We start from the raw sequence: 19,950 nt of genomic DNA on the forward strand, positions 1-19,950 counted from the left end.
TTACCGCCGCTTCGCGTTCGCGCGTTCCTGCAGGCCCTCGCCGAGCAGGCTGAACCCCAGCACGGAGACGAACAGGGCCAGGCCGGGCGGCACGCTGGTCCACCATCGACCACCGACCACGTCCGGTGCACCGAGGCTGATCATGGCGCCCCACTCGGCCTCCGGGATGCTGACTCCCAGCCCGAGGAAGGAGAGCCCGGCCAGGGTGAGCATCGCCCAGCCGCAGTTCAGCGGTGCGATCGTCCGGACCGGGGTGAGACTGTTGGGCAGCAGGTGCCGCCAGAGGATGCCGGTCGTCGAGGCCCCGGAGGTCACCGCCGCGTCGACGAAGGGCAACTCCCGCTGAGTGCGTACCTCGGCGCGGACCAGTCGGGCGTACGCGGGGGCGTTCACCGCCGCGATGGTGATGATGAGGTTGACCGTGCCGTTGCCGAGCAGGGCCGCCACCGCCAGGGCCAGGATGAAGGTGGGGAACGCCTGGAAGATGTCGACGACCCGCATGAGGACGTCGTCGATCCAGCCGCCCCGGTAGCCGGCCACCAGGCCGAGCAGCGTGCCGACCACCACCGCCAGGGCCACCGCGGCGACCGCGATGCCCAGGTCAAGCCGGGCCGCGTGCAGCACCCGGCTCCAGATGTCCATGCCGTTGGTGTCGGTGCCGAGCAGGTGCGCCCCGCCCGGGGCGGCCAGGGTGGCGTTCGGGTCGACCTCGGTCGCTCCCCAGGAGGAGAGCAGCGGCGCGGCCAGGGCGGCCAGCGCTACCACGGCCAGGATGGTCGCGCCGGTGATGATCAGGATGCGGGAGAAGCGGTCGTCCCGACTGCCGGTGACGATCACCGCGTCGGCGCCGGCGTCCCCGGGGCCGACACCGCGCAGGTCTGCCATCAGATCCTCACTCTCGGGTCGAGGATCGCGTGGACCACGTCGGCGATGAGGAACACCAGCACGTAGCAGAGCGCGATCACCACAACGGACGCCTGCACCACCGGGTAGTCCCGGTACAGCAGGCCGCGCAGCGCCCACTGGCCGAAGCCCTGCCAGGAGAAGACGTACTCGACCAGGACGGTCGAGCCGATGGCGGTGCCGAAGACCAACGCGGCCAGGGCCGGCAGCCGCAGCAACGTGGAGCGCAGCAGGTAGCCGTAGAGCAGGGTCCGTTGCGGCAGGCCGTGTGCCGCCGCCGCGGTGTACGCCTCGGAGTTGAGCACCTCCAGCGCCGACGCCCGGACGCTGCGCAGCAGCGGTGCCATCACGCCGACGACCAGGGTGAGCACCGGCAGCGCCAGGTACGCGGCGGCGCTGGCCAGCGCCGGTCCGTTCCCGGTGAGCGCGGCGTCGACGAGGCCGGCGCCGGTCAGCGGGGTCAGGTTCGTGTCCGGGTCGACCCGTCCGCTGGGCGCCGGGAACCAGCCCAGCATGCTGTAGCCGACCAGCACGAGCACCAGGCCGAGCCAGAACTCCGGGATGGAGTTGCCGACCAGAGCGAAGATCCGGACGCCGTGGTCGCCGACGCTGTTGGCGCGCCGGGCCGACCAGACGCCCAGCACGGTGGCCACCACCAGCGCGATGGAGACCGCGATGACCACCAGTTCCAGGGTCGGTCCGATCCGCAGCGCCATCTCCGCGCCGACCGAACCGCCGCTCTGGATGGACGTGCCGAAGTCACCGGTGACCAGCCCACCGAGGTAGTCGAGGAACTGCCGCCACAGCGGCTGGTCCAACCCGAACCGGGCGCGGGCCGCCTCGGCGTCCGCCTCGCTGGCGTTCTGGCCGAGGATGCTGCGGACCGGGTCGCCGGGCAGCACCCGGACGATGAGGAAGGTCAGGACGACCACCCCGAGCAACACCGGGATGAGCTGGAGCAGCCGCCTGACGACGAAACGAAGGATTCGCATGAAGGGAGCCGGCCGCGCCTAGGCCGACCTGGTCAGGTAGCGCAACCGGGCGAGGCCGTCCATCGGCTGCACCCAGCCGGCCACCGCCTCGCGGACCGGGAGGTTGAAGTTCGGCTGGCAGATCACCACCCACGGCACGTCCTCGGCGAGGATCTGCTGGACCCGCTGCCACAGCGCGGTGCGGGCGGCCTCCTCGACGGTGGTGTGCGACCGCTCGTAGATCTGCTCGATCTCGGCGTTGGTGTAGTTCGAGTAGTTGAGGTTCGCGCCCTTGACGAAGCTCGTCGCGAGCATGTACTCGACGTCGTTGACCCAGAGCTGCCCGGAGGTGAGCTGGAGCGGGATGTTCTTGCGGGTCCGCCGCTCACCGAGGGTGGCCGGGTCCAGCGGGGTCAGCTTGAGGTTGATACCGGCCTTCGCCGCCTCGCTCTGCACCTGCACCGCGATGCGCTGCTGCTCCTCGTTGTCGGCCTCGAAGACCAGTTCCGACTCGACCGAGGCGCGGCCGGCGGCGTTCAGGGCGGCGCGGGCCCGGTCCACGTCGTGGGTGAACGGGTAGCCGCTCTCGTCGTACCCGGGCATGTCCAGCGGCACCGGGCTCTTGGCGGCCCGGGCGTCGCCGCCGTACACGTTGTTGATGATCTGCTCGTACGGCACCGCGTAGGCCAGGGCCTTGCGGACGTCGACGTTGTCGAACGGCGCCGAGGTGACCGACATCTGGATCGCGACCTGACGGTTGCTGGCCGCCGAGATCACCTTGACCCCGTCGGTGCTGCGCAGGTCCTCGATGTCGCGCTGGCTGACGCCGAGGGCGATGTCGATGTCACCGGCCTGGAGTTGCAGCCGCTGGTTCGAGGCGGCGGGCACCACGGAGATCCGGATCGTCGGCGTCTTGGGCGCGTCCGGTCCCGGGTAGCCGGTGTTCGCCGCCAGCTCGATCTCCTGCCCCTGGGTGGCCTTGGCGACGTTGTAGTAGCCGCCGGTGGGGGCGTTCTTGGCGAACCACTCCTTGGCCCACGGGTCGTCGGCGGTGGCGTGCTTCTTGGCCTCCTCCGAGTCGAAGACGTACAGCGAGATCGCCTGGATCTGCCGGGTCAGCGCGCTCGGGAACGCCTGGTGGAACTCGACGGTGTAGTCGTCGACGACCTTGACCTGGTCGGCTTCGGTCAGACCGATGGTGCGGTAGACGCCGGCCACGTTCGCCTGCGCGGCGAAGGCGCGGTCCTTGGACCACTTCACGTCGGCCGCAGTCATCTCGTTGCCGCTGGCGAACGTGACGCCCCGGCGCAGCTTCAACGTCCACACCTTCTGCTCGGCGTCCGGCTCGAAAGACTCGGCGAAGGTCGGGGTGATGTTCTGGGTGTCGAGGATCTGGCTGTCACCGGCGGTGGTGACGCCGTAGTCGATCATGTAGGGGAAGACGTTCTTGAACAGCATCAGCGCGGTCAGGTCGAAGCCGACGAAGTCCTGATCCCAGCTCGACAGGTAGCTCGAGACCGCGATCCGCAGCGTGCTGGCGGTCGGGCCGCCGGACGTCGAGTCGTCCGAGTTCGAGCCGCTGTTCGCGGCGCAGGCGCCCGTGGTGAGCAGGAGCGCGAAACTGCCGCCCAGTTGCAGCACCCCGCGTCGGGAGATGGCGGGCGAGGAGGGGCCCACACCAGGTGTACGTGCCATGAAGTAGTCCTCCTAGAACTACGAGGCGGACGGGCCGCGCAGCGGACCCACTCGTGTTCTATCGGATTAGGTGGAGGTGAACAAGACCCCAACCCTTGTTCACCGCGGAAGTCCCGAAATTGTCACCCTGACCCGGCCGAACGGCTGATGAAGTGCGGCGCAAGTGTTCACACAAGTTCACACAACTGATACGTACGGCTGTTCACCAGGCCCCCGCCCACCGGAGGTCGGGCCCGATCTGTAGCCAGGCTCCACGGGCCCTTGAGAATCCCGGGCGAGCATCAGGCACCACCCAGCGAGGAGGTTGCCCCGATGCCGACGCTCTTCGATCCGGTCCGGCTGGGTCGCCTGCGGCTGCCCAGCCGGATCGTGATGGCCCCGATGGGCCGCGGACGCGCCACCCGGGACGGGACTCCCCTGCCCTACGTGGCCGACTACTACGCCCAGCGGGCCGACGCCGGGCTCATCGTCAGCGAGGCGACCAACCCGGCACCCCGGGCGGTCGGCCACGCGTACAGCGTGCAGTGGCACACCCCCGCGCAGACCCAGGCGTGGACGGCGGTGGCCCGGGCGGTCCACGAGGCCGGCGGCCGCATCGTGCTCCAGATCATGCACGCCGGACGAATCGGTCACCCGGCCCTGTACGGTCACCAGCCGCTGGCGCCGTCGCCGGTGCCGGCGGCCGGGCTGGCCCGGACGTTCGACGGGCCGAAGGAACACCCCGAGCCGCGGGAGATGTCGCCGACCGACATCACCGACGCGATCGAGGACGTGGTGCGGTGCGCCGAGACGGCCGTCGCCGCCGGATTCGACGGCGTGGAGCTGCACGGCGCCAACGGCTACCTGGTCCACCAGTTCCTGTCGGCGGTCACCAACCGCCGCACCGACGAGTACGGCGGCGCACCGCACCGACGGGTGCGCTTCGCCGTCGAGTTGGTGGAGGCGGTCGGCGCGGCGGTCGGCGCGGACCGGGTCGGGCTGCGGCTGTCGCCCGGGTTCGGGCTCAACGACATGACCGAGCCGGACGCCGCCGAGGTGTACCCCGCCCTGCTCCAGGCGCTGCGTCCGCTCGACCTGGCGTACCTGCACCTGGTGCACGGCTCCGACCTGGAGCTGACCCGGGTCGTCCGAGCCCGGTGGGACGGGGCGGTGGTGCTCAACCCGGGCACCGGTCACCTCGGGCCGGAGGCCACCCGGGCCGCGGTGACGGACGCGCTGGCCGCCGGGTTCGACGCGCTCGCCTTCGGCAAGCAGTTCCTCGCCAACCCCGACCTGCCCCGCCGCCTGGCCGACGGCACCCCGTTCAACCCGCCGGACCCGACGACCTTCTATCAGGGCGGTCGCCGGGGCTATCTCGACTACCCCCGCATCGACGACACGGAAGGGAACACCGCGTCATGGTCGTATTCGTCAACAAGCTCACGCTGATCGGCGCCGCCGAGGATCTCGAACGTCACTACGCCAGCGTGGCCGAGTACATGCAGACCCGACCGGGGCTGATCCGGTACGTGCTGAGCCGGTCGCAGAAGGATCCGTCGACGTACTACAACATCGCCGAGTGGACCGACGAGGAGTCCTTCCGCACCGCGCTGCACGAGCCGGAGTTCCGGACCCGCCTGGACCGGTTGACCGGCATCATCAAGGGCGAACCACACCTGACCGAGCCGGTCTTCCAGTACGAGGCCGACCGCGTCACCGGTTGATCCACCGAGTCCGACGGCCGCCGGAGCGCGCTCCGGCGGCCGTCGCCTGTGTCAGTAGTTGCCCAGACCGCCGCAGACGTTGAGCGCCTGCCCGGTCAGCGAGGCGGCCGTGTCGGTCACCAGGTAGCCGACCAGCCCGGCGACCTCCTCCGGCGTCGAGTACCGGCCCAGCGGGATCTTCGCCTCGAACCGCTGCCGCACCGCGTCCTCGGTGGTCTGCCAGTGTGCCGCGTACCCCTGGCGCACCCGGACCGCCATCGGCGTCTCCACGTACCCGGGGCACACCGCGTTGACGGTGACGCCGGTGCCGGCCAGCTCGAACCCGACCGCCTTGGTGAAGCCGACCACCCCGTGCTTGGAGGCGGTGTACGGCGCCGCGAGCGCGACGCCCTGCTTGCCGGCGGTCGAGGCGATGTTGACGATGCGGCCCCACCCGGCTTCGCGCATGCCACCGGCGCGCAGCACCTCGCGGGTCACCCGGAACACCGAGGTGAGGTTGGTGGCGAGCACGTCCTCCCAGAGCGCGTCGTCCAGCTCGGCGGTGATTCCGCCGCCGGACCGGCCGGCATTGTTCACCAGCACCGTCACCGGGCCGAACCGCTGCACCGCCCCGGCGACCAGCCGGACCACGTCGTCCGGGGACCGCACGTCGGCCGCGACCCCGTCGACCTCCAGGCCGCGCCCACGCAGCTTGTCGACGACGGTGGCCACCTGTGCCGCGTCGCGGGCACAGAAGTAGACCGGGAAGCCCTGCTCGGCCAGCGTCTCCACGACGGCCAGCCCGATCCCGCTCGTACCGCCGGTCACCAGCGCCGCGCCGGCACGTTTCGGTGTCGTCATCTCCGTTGTCCTCCTCGATCGTCGATCACAGGGTGAGTACGACGCGGCCGGTGACCCGGCGCTCCAGCAGGGCCCGCACCGCCGTGGCGGCGTCGGTCCAGTCCGCGTGCAGCCCGACGTGCGGGCGCAGCCGCCCGTCCACCACGAGCCCGAACAGCGTCGCCAGGTCCTCGTCGGCCCGGTGCCGTTCCAGTTCGTCGAGGAGGAACAGGTGTTCCAGGCGTACCCCGGCGCGGGCGTGGCCCCAGTCCGGCGGCAGGACCAGCTCGGCGCGCACGGTGTTGCCGAAGACCACCGCCACCCCGCCCCGGCGCAACCGCACGAACGCCTCCCGGAACACCGTCCCGCCGACGCTGTCCACGACGACGTCCACCGGCTCCTGCGGCGGTGTCGCGTAGCCGGCGTGCACGCGGTGGCCCCGCTCGGTCAGGTGCCGGCCGCGTTCCGGGGTGCCCACCCAACCGACGACGGCGGCGCCGCCCGCCGCCGCCAGGTCCGCCACGAAACCGCCGACGCCACCGCTGGCACCGGTCACCAGCACCGAGCGGCCCAACAGCCACCCGGCACGCCGCAGCGCGTACAGGGCGGTCAGTCCGGCCACCGGCACCGCCGCCGCGACGGCCGGTTCCACGCCGGACGGTATGGCCGCGAGCCGGTCGGTCCGCACGGCCGCGAGCTGCGCCCATCCGGTCGACGCCGCCACGCCCGCGACGGGTGTGCCGATCGGTGGCCCGGTGCCGTCGTCGGCGGCGCGCACCACCGTGCCGGCGACGTCCAGCCCGAGCCGGGCGCCGGGCGGTTGCCGGGCGGCGAGCAGGAGGTCCGCGCGGTTCACCGCGACGGCGTGCACCTCGACGAGCGCCTCGCCGGGTGCCGGGCGTGGCTCGGGTACGGACTCCAGGCGGAGTCCGTCGGGTTCGTCCGCGGACGTGACCAGTGCTTTCACATCGACCTCCACCGGTACGACAGGTTCCCGCCCTTCGTACCGACGGGTGCTGGAGTCCTGGTGGAGGGTCGCCGGTGAGATGGGCGTCACTGGGATACGCGTTGCCGGTGCCGCCGGACCCGAGCACGATGTCCGAGGCGGGGTGACGGTAGTCGCCCTGACACTGTGCGTGCATTCCGCCGCTCGACGGGGGACTCGGTGACCGACTTTCGCATTCTCGGGCCGCTGCAGGTCACGATCGACGGGCGACCGGTGCCGATCGGTGCCCCGAAGCAACAGGCCCTCCTGGTGACCCTGCTGGTGCGGGTCAACGAGGAGGTGCCGCTGGACGAGCTCTACCCCCGGTTGTGGGGTGACCGCCCACCGGCCCGACCCGCCGCCGCGCTGCACGTGCACGTGGCCCGGCTGCGCGCGGTGCTCGGCGACCGCCCCGGTGCGCCGACGACCTCGCCCCGCCCCCGGGTGCGTTCCCTCGGCGGCGGGTACGCGTTGCGTACCCCGCCGGAGACCGTGGACCTGCACCGGTTCCGCACCTCCGCCCGTCGGGCGGAGCAGGCCCGACGTGGCGACGACCCGGCCGGGGAACTCGCGCACGTCCGGGCGGCGTTGGCGCAGTGGCACGCGGATGCGGCGCGACCGGCCACGGTGGCGTCCCTCGCGGTGGTGCCCTCGCTCGCCGAGGAGGTCACCCCGGTGCTGGTCGAGGAGCGGTTACGGCTGCTCGAACGACGCTACGAACTGGAGCTGGCCACCCGCCCGCCCGGCGAGCTGGTGACCGAGTTGCGGGCCCTGGTCGTCGCGTACCCGGTGTGCGAGCGGCTGTGGTGCCTGCTGGTGACCGCGCTGCAACGCGCCGGTGACCGGACGGCGGCCCTGGCCGCGTACGAACGGGCCCGCGCGACGCTGCGGACCCGACTCGGTCTGACGCCCGGGCCGGAGCTGGAGGCGGTGTACCGACGCATCGCCGGGGACGGCTGGCACACGCACACCGACCTGCCGCCGGTCGACGTCGACCGGCAGCCGCGCGGACCCGGATGGCCGGCCGTCGCCGCCGCGCTGGCCGGTCGGGAGGCCGGCACCGCGCTGCCCCTGGTGTGTCTCGCCGGTCCGCCCGGCCCGGACCGCACCGCAGACGTGGTGGCGCTGGCCCGCCGGCTGCGCGCGGCGTTCCCGGACGGGCAGTGGTACGTGCGGCTGGCCGACCCCACCGGTCGACCGCGTGACCCGGCCGAGGTGCTCGCCGAGCTGCTGCGACGCTCCGGTATGGCCGCCGACGCGGTGCCCCTGCGTCGCCGGGAACTGGTCACCGCGTACCGGGCCCGGCTCGCCGACCGGCGGGTGCTGCTGGTGCTGGACGACGTCCGCGACGCCGAGCAGGTGCACGACCTGCTGCCGGGCACCTCCCGCTGCGCGGTGCTGACCGTCGGCGACGCGGTGGTGCCGGAGCTGGTGGCGCTGCACGGGGCCCGCCCGTTCGCGCCGCAGGCGTGGGGCGGCGACCCGCACGCCTCCCGACATCACGGGACCGGGGAGCGTCCGGCCACCACCGCGCGCGTCTCATCGACGCAACAGGGTCCGTAGCACCTGCTCCAGCCGGGTCTCGGGATCGGGCAGCGGACCGACCGATCGCCAGGCCACGAACCGGTCCGGCCGCACCAGCGTGGCGCCGTCGGGCTCGATGCCGTAGCGGGCGCCGAACCGGCCGTCCCGGTCGACGTACTCCCCCGTCGGGCCGATCGTGTGCACGACCAGGGGCACACCGAGCCGCTCGGCGACCCGCGTGGCCGGTTCCGCCCAGGCGGTTCCCGCCGACCCGGTCAGCAGCACGAAGCCCGTGCCGAACAACGCCGTGGTGGAGGTGTCGGCGCCGTCCGGGCCGGTGAGCGGCAGGTAGGGCGCCCGCGATCCGGGCCGGCCGGTGGCCGTGGTCGGGTCCTCCACGAGCGCGCCGTCGTCGCCGGGTTCGAGCAGGACCGCACCGGCCGGGTAGCGGTAGCCGAAGGTGAGCACGGCCGGTGGCAGCGGGGCGGGCACCTGGTCGTCGCGCAGCTCCGGCGCGATCCGTTCGACCAGGTTGGCGAACTGCTGCTCGACGAGCAGCCGGGCGTACGGCCCCCGCTCGGCCTGGTACGTCGACAACAGGTCGGGCCCCGCCCAGCCCTGGATCACGGCGGCGAGCCGCCAGCCCAGGTACCACCCGTCCATGATCGCCGTGTTACCGCCGAGCCCGCCGGTCGGCGGCATCACGTGGGCGGCGTCGCCGGCCAGCAGCACCCGCTCCACCTGGAACCGTTCGGCGACCGCGCAGGCGATCGAGGTCTCGCCGTACTCGGTGATGTCCATCGGCAGGTCCGGGTCGAGTCCCAGGTCGACGGTGATCTGCCGGGCGATCGCCTCCCGGGACCGGTGCCAGCCCTCCGGCAGCTCCGGGGTGAGGTTGCGGAAGTAGCCGTACAGTCCGGGGATCTCGGTGTTGAACAGCACCGCCTTCCCGACGTGGAAGGCCGCGAACCGGGAGCCGTCGGCGGCACCGGGCGTGTGCGCCAGCGGCTCGCTGAGGTCGGCCTTGAACAGCACCCGCAGGACCTGCCCCACCACACCCCGACCCCGCAGGGGTACGCCGAGCGACTCCCGCACCGGGCTGCGCCACCCGTCGGCCGCGACCAGGTACGACGCCCGCACCCGATGGCGCGTACCGGTCTCGGTCTCCTCCAGGAACGCGGTGACACCGTCCTCGTCCTGCGCGAACCCGAGCAGCCGGGTGCCGAAGCGCACCTCGGCGCCGAGCCCTCGGGCCCGCTCGGCGAGGGCCGCCTCCGCACCGGACTGGCTGGCCGTCCCCCAGTCCTCGGGCGACACGTGTCGCATGGTCAGCTCCCGGCCGCTGACCAGCGTCCGGGTGACCGGCCCACCCAGCCGGGGCGCGAGCACCATGGAGAACTCGGTACGGTCCGGACGGCTCAGGTCACGGATCCGGTCCACCAGACCGGCCACCCGCAACGCCTCCATGGTGTGCGGATACTGGCCGGTGGCCTTGACCCCGGTCGACGTACCAGGCCGGCGCTCCACGACCAGTGGGCGCACCCCGTGCAGGCGGGCGAAGATGGCGGTACTCAGGCCCGCCGGTCCGGCACCGACCACCAGCAGCGGCCGGTGTTCGACGGCGGTCACGGGACCAGCACCACGCGGCCGAGCTGGCGACGGTCCTCGATGAGTCGGTGGGCCTGTGCCGCCTCCTCCAGGGGCAGGACCGCGTGCACCGCCACCCGCAGCCGACCGTCGCGGACGAGTTCGGTCAGTTCCCGCTGATTGCGCTCCGCCTCCTCGGGCGCGGCGGCGAGCCAGGCGTCGAACGCGGTGCCCACGATGCTCTTGAGACCCAGCAGGTCGGTCAGGGCGACCCGCGCCACGTCGCCGTCGGCGCCCGCGAATCCGTAGTAGACCAGTCGGCCGAGCGGCTTCAGCAGCGCGAGGCTGGGCGCGAAGACCGGCCCTTCGACGCTGTCCAGGACCACGTCCACCCCGGCGCCGCCGGTCGCCGCCCGCACCTGCTCGGACCAGTCGGGTGCGGTGTAGTCGACCACGACGTCGGCACCGTGCTCACGGACGAACGCCGCCTTCTCCGGCGAGCCGACCGTGCCGATCACGGTCCCGGCGCCACGCAGCTTCGCCAACTGGGTCACCAGGTGCCCGATCGCCCCGGCGGCGGCGTGCACGAGCACCGACTCGCCGGGGGCGAGCCGACCGACGCTGAGCACGTTCGCGGCGACCTGGGCGGTCGAGGCGAGCGCGGTGGCGACCGGCGCCGACACGTCGTCGGGTACGGCGACGGCCTGCCCGTCGGTGACCAGGACGTGATCGGCGTACGCGTCGGCCACGCCCCAGGCGGCCAGCCGGTCACCGACCGCGAAGCGGTGGTCGCCCGGTCCGACCGCCTCCACCCGGCCCACCACGTCCCCGCGCGGGGCACTGGGCACCGGCGACGGGAACGGCGCGGTGCCGGAGCGTAGCTGGGTCTCGATGAAGTTGACGCCCACGGCCTCGACCCGGACGCGCACCTGACCCTCGCCGGGCTCCGGCACCGGCACCTTGTCGACGGTCAGCACCTCGGGACCGCCGTGCTCGGAGTAACGGATGACGCGCATGCGGGGGCTCCCCTTCCGTCGACCGGCGGCGCGGTGCCGCCACCGCCGGTTCTAGCCGCAGGCACTCGCGGCCGGGTCGAGGACGCCCCCAGCGTCACGCGGGTTGTCGTGGCGCGCGCAGCGGTCCGGGCACGAACGCGGCGGCCAGACCGGCCACGAGCGCGAACCCGACCACGAACCAGTACGTCCGGCCGTACGCGTCGGGTGCGAAGGTGCCGGCCGCCGCGAGACGGTCCTGGAGGGCCACCGCCACCACGGCGATGCCCAGCGCACCGCCGATCTGGTTGAGGATGAACAGCGCGCTGGTGGCCCGGGGTGCGTCGGCGTCACCGACGGCGAGGTACATGAACGCCATCACGCCCGGCACCGTGAACCCGATGCCGAACCCGCCGACGCCGAACGCGACGGCGGTCACCGTCTGCGACGTGTCGGGGCCGACGCCGGAGAGCACCACCGCGGCGAGGGCGGCGAGCAGCATGCCGATCGGTGCGGTGGCCCGCGCGGTCAGGCGGGCACCGGCCTTGCCGACGGCGATGGCACCAGCGGCGCCGAGGATGCCGGAGGGGACCATCAGCAGGCCGGCGTGCAGTGCCCCGAACCCGCGTGCCTGCTGGTAGTAGAGCGGCGTCAGGAACAGCAGCGCGTTGGCGACCGCGCCGACGAGCAGCATGGTGACCACCGACATGGTGAACCCGCGCTTCGAGAACAGCCGTATGTCGATCAGCGGCGCGGCGGTGCGCAGGGAGTGCAGCACGTACGCCACGAGCAGGGCCGCGCCGACCACGAACGCGGTGACGGCGCGCCCGTCGCCGAAGTCGCCACGGTGCGCGGCGGTGACGAGGCCGTAGATCAGCGCGGCGAACCCGGGCGAGAGCAGGGCCAGACCGAGCAGGTCCAGCTTCGGTGCGGCGGCGTCCCCGGTGGGGCCGTCGGCGGGCAGCACGCGCAGGGCGAGCACCAGCGCGACCACGCCGACCGGCAGGTTGATGAAGAACATCCACCGCCAGCTGATGTCGTCGACGAAGAAGCCGCCGAGGATCGGGCCGAGCACCGGGCCGACGGTGAGCGGGATCGAGATGAGGCCCATCGCCTTGGTGACCCGGGCGGGGCCGGCGGCTCGGGCGATCAGCGCCTGCACGACCGGGAAGATCATGCCTCCGCCGATCCCCTGGACCACGCGGAACGCGATCAGGCTCTCGGCCGACCAGGCCAGACCGGACAGCAGGGAGCCGAGAGTGAACAGCACGACGGCGAAGATCCACACTCGACGGCCGCCGAACCGGTCCACTCCCCACCCGGCGACCGGGGTGGCCATCGCGACGGCGAGCAGGTAGACGGCGGTGACCCACTGGATGGTCGACAGGGGCGCGTCGAAGACGGCGGTCAGGCGGGGCACCGCGACGTTGACGATCGTCTCGTCGAGGAGCGCCATGAGCAGGGCCAGCAGCAGGACGCCGGCCATCTTGAGGAACGCCGGATCGAGGCGGTCGTCGACCGCCGGGCCGGTGGGATCTGGCACGTCGTCGGGTGCCCGCCGCGATGCGGCCCCGTCGGTTGCCGCCAGGGACGGCGTGTCGCTGGACATGATGTGGACCTCCGAGCCGGGTGATCGGGGATTGACGCAGGGATACTACATGCATGTGCACACACATTTTGTCGCACACGAGCGTCCGGCGCGCGGGTTTCCCTGCTCGAACTTGTGGTCAGACGCGAATAAAAGATGCTGTTACATTGAATGAGCAGCGACATGTAGGGTAGGGCGTCAGCAGACGAAGGGGGCGCGATGGCGGAGCGACGCGACGGACAGCCCGACCTGCTCGCCCTGTGGCGGCAGCTGACCGTCCTCACCGGCCGACTCGGGCAGACGCTGGACCGGCGACTCACCCGCGACTTCGACCTGACCCTCACCGAGCTGCTCGTGCTCGACGAACTGACCCGGGGCAACCCCCGTGGCATGCGCATCCAGGACCTCAGCGACGCGGTCGCCCTCGACCAGTCCTCGATGAGCCGCCTGGTCACCCGCCTGACCGCCAAGCAGCTCGCGGCCCGGGTGAGCTGCGCACACGACCGCCGTGGGGTCTACTGCCAGATCACCGAGCCCGGCGTGGAACGGCACGCCCTGGCCGCACAGGCATGCCGGGCGGAGCTGGCCACCGCACTGGACGCCGCCGCCTTCGACGAGCGCCTGGCCTCCGTCGTCGCGCGGCTCACCCGCCCCGTCGGCCTGCCCGCCGACGCCTGACCCGCAGGGAGCACCCGTGCAGCTGTCGATCCTCGACCAGTCGATGATCCCCGAGGGGTCCACCCCGACCCAGGCCCTGCACCACACTCTCGACCTGGCCCGCGCGGCCGACGCGCTCGGCTATCACCGCTACTGGCTCGCCGAGCACCACGCCACGCCGTCGTTCGCGAGCCCCTCCCCCGAGGTCATGGTGGCCCGGCTCAGCGGCGAGACGAGCGGGATCCGCATCGGCAGCGGCGGCGTGCTGCTGCCGTACTACAGCCCCTTCAAGGTCGCCGAGACCTTCCGGGTGCTCCAGGCTCTCGCGCCGGGCCGGGTCGACCTCGGCATCGGTCGTGGCGCCGGGGCCAGTTCCCGCGACGCCCGGCTGCTCAACCCGCACCTCTACACCTCCTCCGACGACGCGTTCGGCGAGCAGGTCGACGCGGTGCGCGCGTTCCTCGGCGCCCCCGGCGACCAGGGCGGCATCATGCCGTCGGTGGACGGCACACCCCAGGTGTGGCTGCTCGGCGCCAGTCCACCGAGCGCAGCCCTGGCCGGTCGACTCGGACTGCCGTACTCGTTCGCGCACTTCGGCCGCCCGGAGCTGGTCACCGAGGCGGTGCAGACCTACCGGCGGCATTTCGACCCGCGCACCGGCGGCACCCCTCGGGTGATGGTCGGCATCGGCGTCTACTGTGCGCCGACGCGCGAGGAGGCGGAGCACGTCTTCGCCAGCCAGCGCCTGTTCCGGCACCGGATGTCCCGTGGCGACCTGCGGCCGGTGCCGCCCGCCGAGGTGGCGCTCGCCCAGTTGCCCGGTCTCGGCGAGGACCTGCTGACCGAGCGCACCGAGTGGCCGCGCTACCTGGTCGACTCCCCCGGCGAGGTGGCCCGGCAGCTCGCCGCGATGAGCGAGGCGGTGGGCGTGGACGAGTTCGTCGTCCTCTCCACGATCCACGACCACCAGGCGCGGGTGCGCTCGTACGCGCTGCTGGCCGAGGCGTGCGGCCTGCGCCCGCGCGACGTCCCGCAACGGTCGGCGCTCGCCACCCTGCTACCCACATGACGGATGTGACCGGCACGCATTTCCCGTCCGGAAACATCGAGGCGCGACGATAAGAGGCCCACCGTCCAGGAGGCCGCGTGAGCGCGACAGCCGGAAGCGGGCAGACCGCCGACGACGAGTACCGGGTCCTGGGACCCCTGGTCGCCACGCTCTCCGGCCACCCGGTGCCGGTCACCGCTCCGAAGCAACGCGTCTTCCTCGCGGCGCTGCTGCTGCGGGCGAACACCTGGGTCGGCGCACCGGAACTGGTCGGCGCGGCGTGGCACGACCGGCCGCCGGAGAACCCCCGGGCCGCCCTCCACGTGCACCTCTCCCGGCTGCGGTCGCTGTTCGCCGGGATCCGCCCCGAGGTGCCCGCGCCGATCGAGACCCGGCCCGGCGCGTACCGCATCGTCGTGCCGCCCGGATCACTGGACCTGCACCGCTACCGCGAGGCGGCGACCCGGGCCCGGGAGGCACGACGGGCCGGACGGCCGGACGCCGAAGTGCACTGGGTACGGCAGGCGCTGGCCGAGTGGCGCGGGGAACCGCTCGCCCTGGTGCCGTCGGTACGCATCCGGCAGGAGGTGGTCACCGGCCTGGTGGCGGACCTGCTGCACCTGACGGAACGGCGCTTCGAACTCGAACTGGCCCTGGGCCGGCACGCCGAGGTCGTCGGGGAACTCCGCACCGCCGTCGTCGCCCACCCGCAGCGGGAACGCCTGTGGGCCCAACTCATGGAGGCGCTCGCCGGCAGCGGTGACCGGGCCGCCGCGCTCGCCGCGTACCACCGGGCCCGGGACCGGCTGCGCGAGGAGTTCGGCGCGACGCCCGGCCTGGAGCTGCGGCAGCGGTACCGCCGGCTGCTCGCCGAGACCGGCGACACCGCGCGACCTCGCACGCCGCACGGTCGGGCGGACCCGCCCGTGGTGGCCGCCCGCACCGGCTGGCGGGCACAGTGCCAACTGCCGCCGGACGTCGCCGACTTCACCGGTCGGGCCGACCTCCTGGCGGAGCTGCACGCGGCCCTGCGGTCGACGCCGGACGGCCCACCGGTGGTCTGCCTGACCGGGGCACCCGGCGTCGGCAAGTCGGCGCTGGCGGTCCGCACCGCACACCGCCTGCGGGACCGGTTCCCCGACGGCCAGTGGTACGTGCACGCCAGCGAGGCCGACGGCGCCGGCCGTGACTGGTCGCAGCTCCTCGCCGAACTGCTGACCGCCGCCGGGGAGGACCGTCCACCGGCCACCACCGCCGCCGGTGCCCGCGCGTTGCAGCGCCGCCTCGCCGGCCGCCGGGTCCTCATCGTCATCGACGACCTGCACGACGCCTCGGCGCTGCGCGGCCTGTTCCCGCTCGCCGCCGACTGCGCGGTCCTCGTCACGCATCGCGGCCGGCCGGAGGCGCTCGTCGCGTGTCCCGGCGTCCGGGTCGTCGCCCTCGACGTGCTCTCCCCCGCCGAGGCGGCGACACTGCTGACCGTCATGATCGGCCCGGACCGGGTCGAGCGGGAACGCGCGGCGCTGGACGCGCTCGTCGCCCACTGCGACCGGCTGCCGCTGGCGCTGCGGATCGCCGGTGCCCACCTCGCCACCCATCCGACCCAGGGCATCGGCGAGTTCGTCGAGCTGCTCGGGGCCAACCCGCTCGACGCGCTGAGCCTGCCCGGCAGCCGGCGCGCGGCGGTACGGACCGCGTTCCACCTCGCGTACACCGCGCTGCCGGCGCGTACCCGGCGGATCTTCCGGCTGCTGGCGCTCGTGCCGGGAGTGTCGCATCGCGCCGAGACCGTCGCGGAGCTGGCCGGTCTGCCGGTCGCCACCGCGGCGCAGGGGCTGGACGAGCTGGTCCGCGCCCAACTCGTCGAGCAGGGCCGCGACGGAGCGGTACGGCTGCACAGCCTGATGGCGCGCTACGCCGCCGAGCGGGGACGCGCCGAGGACACACCCGCGTACCGCCGGGCGGCGCTGCGCCGGTTGGGCGAGTGGTATCTGCGCACGGCCGACGAGGCGGTGCGGCTGTGCCACCCGGACGTGGTGCGGGTGCCCGCCACCCACCGGACGTCGACGTTCGGCGGGCGCCGGGCGGCCCGTGGTTGGCTGGCACGGGAACGGCGCAACCTGGTCGCGGTCGCGGTGCACGCCGCGTCCACGGGTCTGGTGCCGCTGGCGGTCCGGCTGACCGACGCGCTGCGCGGTCCGTGCGGAGCCGACCGGCACCACGCCGACTGGCGGCTGGCCGCCGAGGCGGCGGTCGACGCGACCGACCCGGCCCGCGAGCCGGTGCACGCCGCGATCGCCCGGCTCAACCTCGGCCTGGCGTTGCAGGGCCTGCACGACCTGGACGCCGCCGAGCCGCACCTGCGGCACGCCCGCGACCGGTTGCACCGGCACGGTCCGGCACCGCTGGAGATGGTCGCGGTCACCGCGCTGGCCATGCACCGCCTCCAGCGCCCCCGGAAACGGTTCGACGAGGCCATCCGCCTGCTGCACCGTGGCCTGCGGCTGTGCCGGCGACTCGGCCTGCGCCAGGCGCAGGCGCGCTGCCTGCTGCACCTCGGGATGGCCCACCACGGGCGCGGCGACCTGCGGCTGGCCCGCCGACACCTGATGACGGCGGCGCGCATCGGCGAGCGCCTCGGTTCCTGCTCGGCCCAGCCGGAGATCCTGGCCCGGCTCGGCACGGTCTGCGGCGACCTGGGCGCGCACCGGGAGGCGGTCCGGTGGCTGCGGGAGGCGTTGCGGCTCGGGCGGTGCGCCCGGTCGGCGCACTCCGTGGCGCTCGCCTCCTACGGCCTGGCCCGGGTCGGTCGGGCCACCGGGCACCGGGACCGCGCGCACCGGCACGTCGGTCGGGCGATGGCCTTCGCCGAGGAGGGCGGCTACGTCGCGCTGCTGGTCAACGCCCGCAACCTGCTGGCCGCGTTGCACCAGGACGAGGGCCGGGCGGATCTGGCGGAGCCGGAGTACCGGCGGGCGTTGCGCGATGCCGAGCGTATCGGCCACCCGCAGGCGCGATGCGAGGCGCTGATCGGGCTGGCCGTGCTGGCGCAGCGACGCGGCCACCACCGGGAGGCACGCGACCACGTCCGGGCGGCGGCCGGTGCGGCCCGGGCCGCCGCCTCGGTGCGTCTCCAGGCGCACGTCCGGCAGATCGGTGCCGGGCTCCGGCGAACCTCTAGCGCGAGCTGACACGCTGCCCCGGCAACGACCGGCGGCACGCGGAGGGGGCACATGCTCGCGCTACGGACACGGCGACTGTTCGACGGGGTCCGCCCGGTGCCGATGGCGCGGCCCACCGTGCTCCTCTCCGGCGGCGTGATCGAGGCGGTCCTGGACGGTCCGCCGCCGCGCGACGCCGAGCTGGTCGACCTGGGCGACACGACGCTGCTGCCCGGGCTCGTCGACGCCCACGTCCACCTGGCCTTCGACGCGACACCGGACACCATGGGCAGTCTCGCCGTCGCCGACGACGACACCCTGCTGACCCGGATGCGGACCGCCGCCACGGCGACACTCGACGCCGGTGTCACCACCGCCCGTGACCTCGGCGACCGGGGTTACCTGGGGCTCCGGGTCCGGGCCGAGACCGCCGACACGCCACACCGTGGGCCCCGGCTGCTCGTCGCCGGACCACCGATCACGTCGTACGGCGGACACTGCTGGTTCCTCGGCGGCGAGGTCGACGGCGTCGACGCGATCCGCGCTGCGGTGCGGCAGCGGGCCGAACGCGGGGTCGACGTGGTGAAGGTCGTGGTGACCGGCGGTCAGCTCACCCCGGGTTCGCTGCCGCACGAGATGCAGTTCGGGCCGGTGGAGCTGGACGCGGTCGTGCGGGAGGCACACCGGTACGGACTGCCGGTCACCGGCCACTGCCACGCCGCCGACGGCATCGCCGCCGCAGTCACGGCCGGCTTCGACGGCATCGAACACTGCACCTTCGTCACCGCCGACGGCGTACGCGCGGACCCGCCGCTGCTGGCCCGGATGGCGGCGGCCGGGACCCGGATCACGCTCACCCTCGGCACCGCCGGACACGGTGGCGGCGATGGCGGCGGTGACCCGCGCCGGGCGGCGGTGCACTCGGCCCTGCGCCGGGTGGCCGATTCCGGTGTCCCCGTCGCGTGCGCCAGCGACGCCGGCTGCGGGCCGGGCAAGCCGCACGGGTCGCTCGCGTACGGGGTCGAGGCGATGGTGGGTCTCGGCGTCCCGCCCACGGCCGCGCTGCGGGCGGTGACCTCCGGGGCCGCGCAGGTCTGCGGACTCGGCGACCGGATCGGCCGGATCGCACCGGGGTACGACGCCGACCTGCTCGCGGTGCACGGGGACCCGACCGTCGAGCCCGGTGCGCTGCGGCGCGTCGCCGCCGTCCTGCGCGCCGGACAGCGGGTGCGGTGACTCCTCCAACGGTGCTGGATCGGACGTCGATCGGCGCGCGGGAGGCTCGGCGGGTATCCCGACCGAGCCGGCAGGAGGTCCCCCGTGCCCGAACCCACCGTCCACACCACACGCCACACCGTCGACGTGAGCGCATCCGTCGACGCGGTGTACCCGATCATCGCCGACGTCACCCGCTGGCCGTACACGTTCGCCCCCACCGTCCACGTGGACCTGATCGAGCGGGAGGCCGACGGGCCGCAGCACCGCGAACGCCTACGGTTGTGGGCCACCGCCAACGGCGTGGTGCGCTCCTGGGTCTCCCGGCGCGCGCTGACACCGGCGCAGGGCCGGATCACGTTCCGGCAGGAGGTGTCGGCGGCGCCGGTGGCCTCGATGGGCGGCGAATGGCGGCTCGAACCGATCGACGGCGGCACCCGGGTCGTCCTGCTGCACGACTACTCCGTGGTGGACGACGACCCCGAGGCCGCCGAGTGGGTGGCGCGGGCCGTCGAGCACAACAGCACCGCCGAGCTGGCGGCGCTGCGCGCGGCGGCGGAGTCCGCCGAGGACGGCACCCTGCTCTCCTTCGCCGACGAGGTGTACGTGGCCGCCCCGGCGCAGGACGTGTACGACTTCCTCTACCACGCCGACCGGTGGCGGGAACGGCTGCCGCACGTGGCCCGGGTGGAGCTGACCGAGGACGAGCCCGGCGTACAGATCCTGGAGATGGACACCGTCGCGCCGGACGACAGCGTGCACACCACCAGGTCGGTCCGGGTCTGCTTCCCCGCCGACCGGATCGTGTACAAGCAGACCGTGCTGCCGCCGCTGCTCGCGGCGCACACCGGCACCTGGACGCTGCGCCCCGAGCGCGACGGTGTGGTCGCCACGTCGCACCACACGGTGGTGCTGCGCCCGGACCGGGTGACCGCGTTGCTCGGCGACTCGGCGACCCTCGCCGACGCCCGGGACCTGGTCCGCCGCTCGCTGGGCACCAACAGCCGTCGCACGCTGGAGCAGGCGCGGCTCCCGTGATCGTGCGAGCCGATCGGGATTGTGCGGGCCGCCCCGGGTCTTGCGGGCCGTGAGCAAGCCTCCC

General features: G+C 73.6%; 16 protein-coding genes. 8 read left to right on the forward strand and 8 right to left on the reverse strand.

The features are described 5' to 3' along the window. From ACWDVW_RS28380 to ACWDVW_RS28390, 3 genes are read right to left on the reverse strand one after another with little or no spacing between them, the layout of a single operon-like run. A complete protein-coding gene (locus ACWDVW_RS28380) occupies positions 1-885 on the reverse strand; it encodes an ABC transporter permease (protein ID WP_131054862.1) in 885 nt (294 codons plus the stop codon). Then, positions 885-1,895, reverse strand: a complete 1,011-nt coding sequence (locus ACWDVW_RS28385; RefSeq protein WP_396696686.1) for an ABC transporter permease — start codon at positions 1,893-1,895, stop codon at positions 885-887. The genes ACWDVW_RS28380 and ACWDVW_RS28385 overlap by 1 nt, the downstream gene beginning before the upstream one ends. Positions 1,896-1,913: 18 nt before the next feature. After that, positions 1,914-3,569, reverse strand: a complete 1,656-nt coding sequence (locus ACWDVW_RS28390; protein WP_449954829.1) for an ABC transporter substrate-binding protein — start codon at positions 3,567-3,569, stop codon at positions 1,914-1,916. A gap of 312 nt (positions 3,570-3,881) precedes the next feature. Between ACWDVW_RS28390 and ACWDVW_RS28395 the strand changes: the two genes are divergently transcribed. Both ACWDVW_RS28395 and ACWDVW_RS28400 read left to right on the forward strand, forming a co-directional pair. After that, complete coding sequence (locus ACWDVW_RS28395; RefSeq protein WP_449954832.1) at positions 3,882-4,997, forward strand: alkene reductase; 1,116 nt, start codon at positions 3,882-3,884, stop codon at positions 4,995-4,997. Next, entirely contained in the window at positions 4,967-5,272 is a 306-nt protein-coding gene (locus ACWDVW_RS28400) for an antibiotic biosynthesis monooxygenase family protein (protein WP_131054866.1), read from the forward strand. The genes ACWDVW_RS28395 and ACWDVW_RS28400 overlap by 31 nt, the downstream gene beginning before the upstream one ends. Before the next feature lie 51 nt (positions 5,273-5,323). Here the strand turns inward: ACWDVW_RS28400 and ACWDVW_RS28405 are convergent, their stop codons facing one another. Together ACWDVW_RS28405 and ACWDVW_RS28410 are read right to left on the reverse strand one after the other, a co-directional pair. After that, a complete protein-coding gene (locus tag ACWDVW_RS28405) occupies positions 5,324-6,112 on the reverse strand; it encodes an SDR family NAD(P)-dependent oxidoreductase (RefSeq protein ID WP_449954835.1) in 789 nt (262 codons plus the stop codon). Between the two features lie 25 nt (positions 6,113-6,137). Beyond that, on the reverse strand, positions 6,138-7,058 hold the full coding sequence (locus ACWDVW_RS28410; RefSeq protein ID WP_449954838.1) for a zinc-binding dehydrogenase: 921 nt from the start codon (positions 7,056-7,058) through the stop codon (positions 6,138-6,140). Between the two features lie 198 nt (positions 7,059-7,256). Between ACWDVW_RS28410 and ACWDVW_RS28415 the strand changes: the two genes are divergently transcribed. Continuing rightward, entirely contained in the window at positions 7,257-8,639 is a 1,383-nt protein-coding gene (locus tag ACWDVW_RS28415; RefSeq protein ID WP_449954841.1) for an AfsR/SARP family transcriptional regulator, read from the forward strand. Here the strand turns inward: ACWDVW_RS28415 and ACWDVW_RS28420 are convergent. From ACWDVW_RS28420 to ACWDVW_RS28430, 3 genes are all read right to left on the reverse strand, one after another. Further along, positions 8,616-10,229: an FAD-dependent oxidoreductase gene (locus tag ACWDVW_RS28420; RefSeq protein ID WP_449954843.1), complete on the reverse strand. Its 1,614-nt coding sequence runs from the start codon at positions 10,227-10,229 to the stop codon at positions 8,616-8,618. The two genes, ACWDVW_RS28415 and ACWDVW_RS28420, sit on opposite strands and share 24 nt — an antisense overlap. Beyond that, positions 10,226-11,203, reverse strand: a complete 978-nt coding sequence (locus ACWDVW_RS28425; protein ID WP_449954846.1) for a quinone oxidoreductase family protein — start codon at positions 11,201-11,203, stop codon at positions 10,226-10,228. Before ACWDVW_RS28425 ends, ACWDVW_RS28420 begins: the two co-directional genes overlap by 4 nt. A gap of 94 nt (positions 11,204-11,297) precedes the next feature. Next, entirely contained in the window at positions 11,298-12,788 is a 1,491-nt protein-coding gene (locus tag ACWDVW_RS28430; protein ID WP_449954849.1) for a DHA2 family efflux MFS transporter permease subunit, read from the reverse strand. Between the two features lie 198 nt (positions 12,789-12,986). Between ACWDVW_RS28430 and ACWDVW_RS28435 the strand changes: the two genes are divergently transcribed. The 5 genes from ACWDVW_RS28435 to ACWDVW_RS28455 all read left to right on the forward strand — a co-directional run bounded on the left by ACWDVW_RS28435 (position 12,987) and on the right by ACWDVW_RS28455 (position 19,886). Continuing rightward, a complete protein-coding gene (locus tag ACWDVW_RS28435) occupies positions 12,987-13,445 on the forward strand; it encodes a MarR family winged helix-turn-helix transcriptional regulator (RefSeq protein WP_396750823.1) in 459 nt (152 codons plus the stop codon). 16 nt (positions 13,446-13,461) lie between these two features. Next, positions 13,462-14,493, forward strand: a complete 1,032-nt coding sequence (locus ACWDVW_RS28440; RefSeq protein WP_449954853.1) for an LLM class flavin-dependent oxidoreductase — start codon at positions 13,462-13,464, stop codon at positions 14,491-14,493. A gap of 77 nt (positions 14,494-14,570) precedes the next feature. Continuing rightward, a complete protein-coding gene (locus ACWDVW_RS28445) occupies positions 14,571-17,663 on the forward strand; it encodes an AfsR/SARP family transcriptional regulator (RefSeq protein WP_449954856.1) in 3,093 nt (1,030 codons plus the stop codon). A 42-nt stretch (positions 17,664-17,705) separates the two neighbouring features. After that, the gene (locus ACWDVW_RS28450; RefSeq protein ID WP_449954858.1) at positions 17,706-18,869 is read left to right on the forward strand and encodes an amidohydrolase family protein; all 1,164 of its coding nucleotides are present in this window, start codon (positions 17,706-17,708) and stop codon (positions 18,867-18,869) included. A gap of 84 nt (positions 18,870-18,953) precedes the next feature. Further along, positions 18,954-19,886, forward strand: coding sequence for an aromatase/cyclase (locus tag ACWDVW_RS28455; RefSeq protein ID WP_449954861.1), 933 nt, complete (start codon positions 18,954-18,956; stop codon positions 19,884-19,886). Positions 19,887-19,950 lie beyond the last annotated feature (64 nt).

This window comes from Micromonospora sp. NPDC003241, from assembly GCF_053589795.1.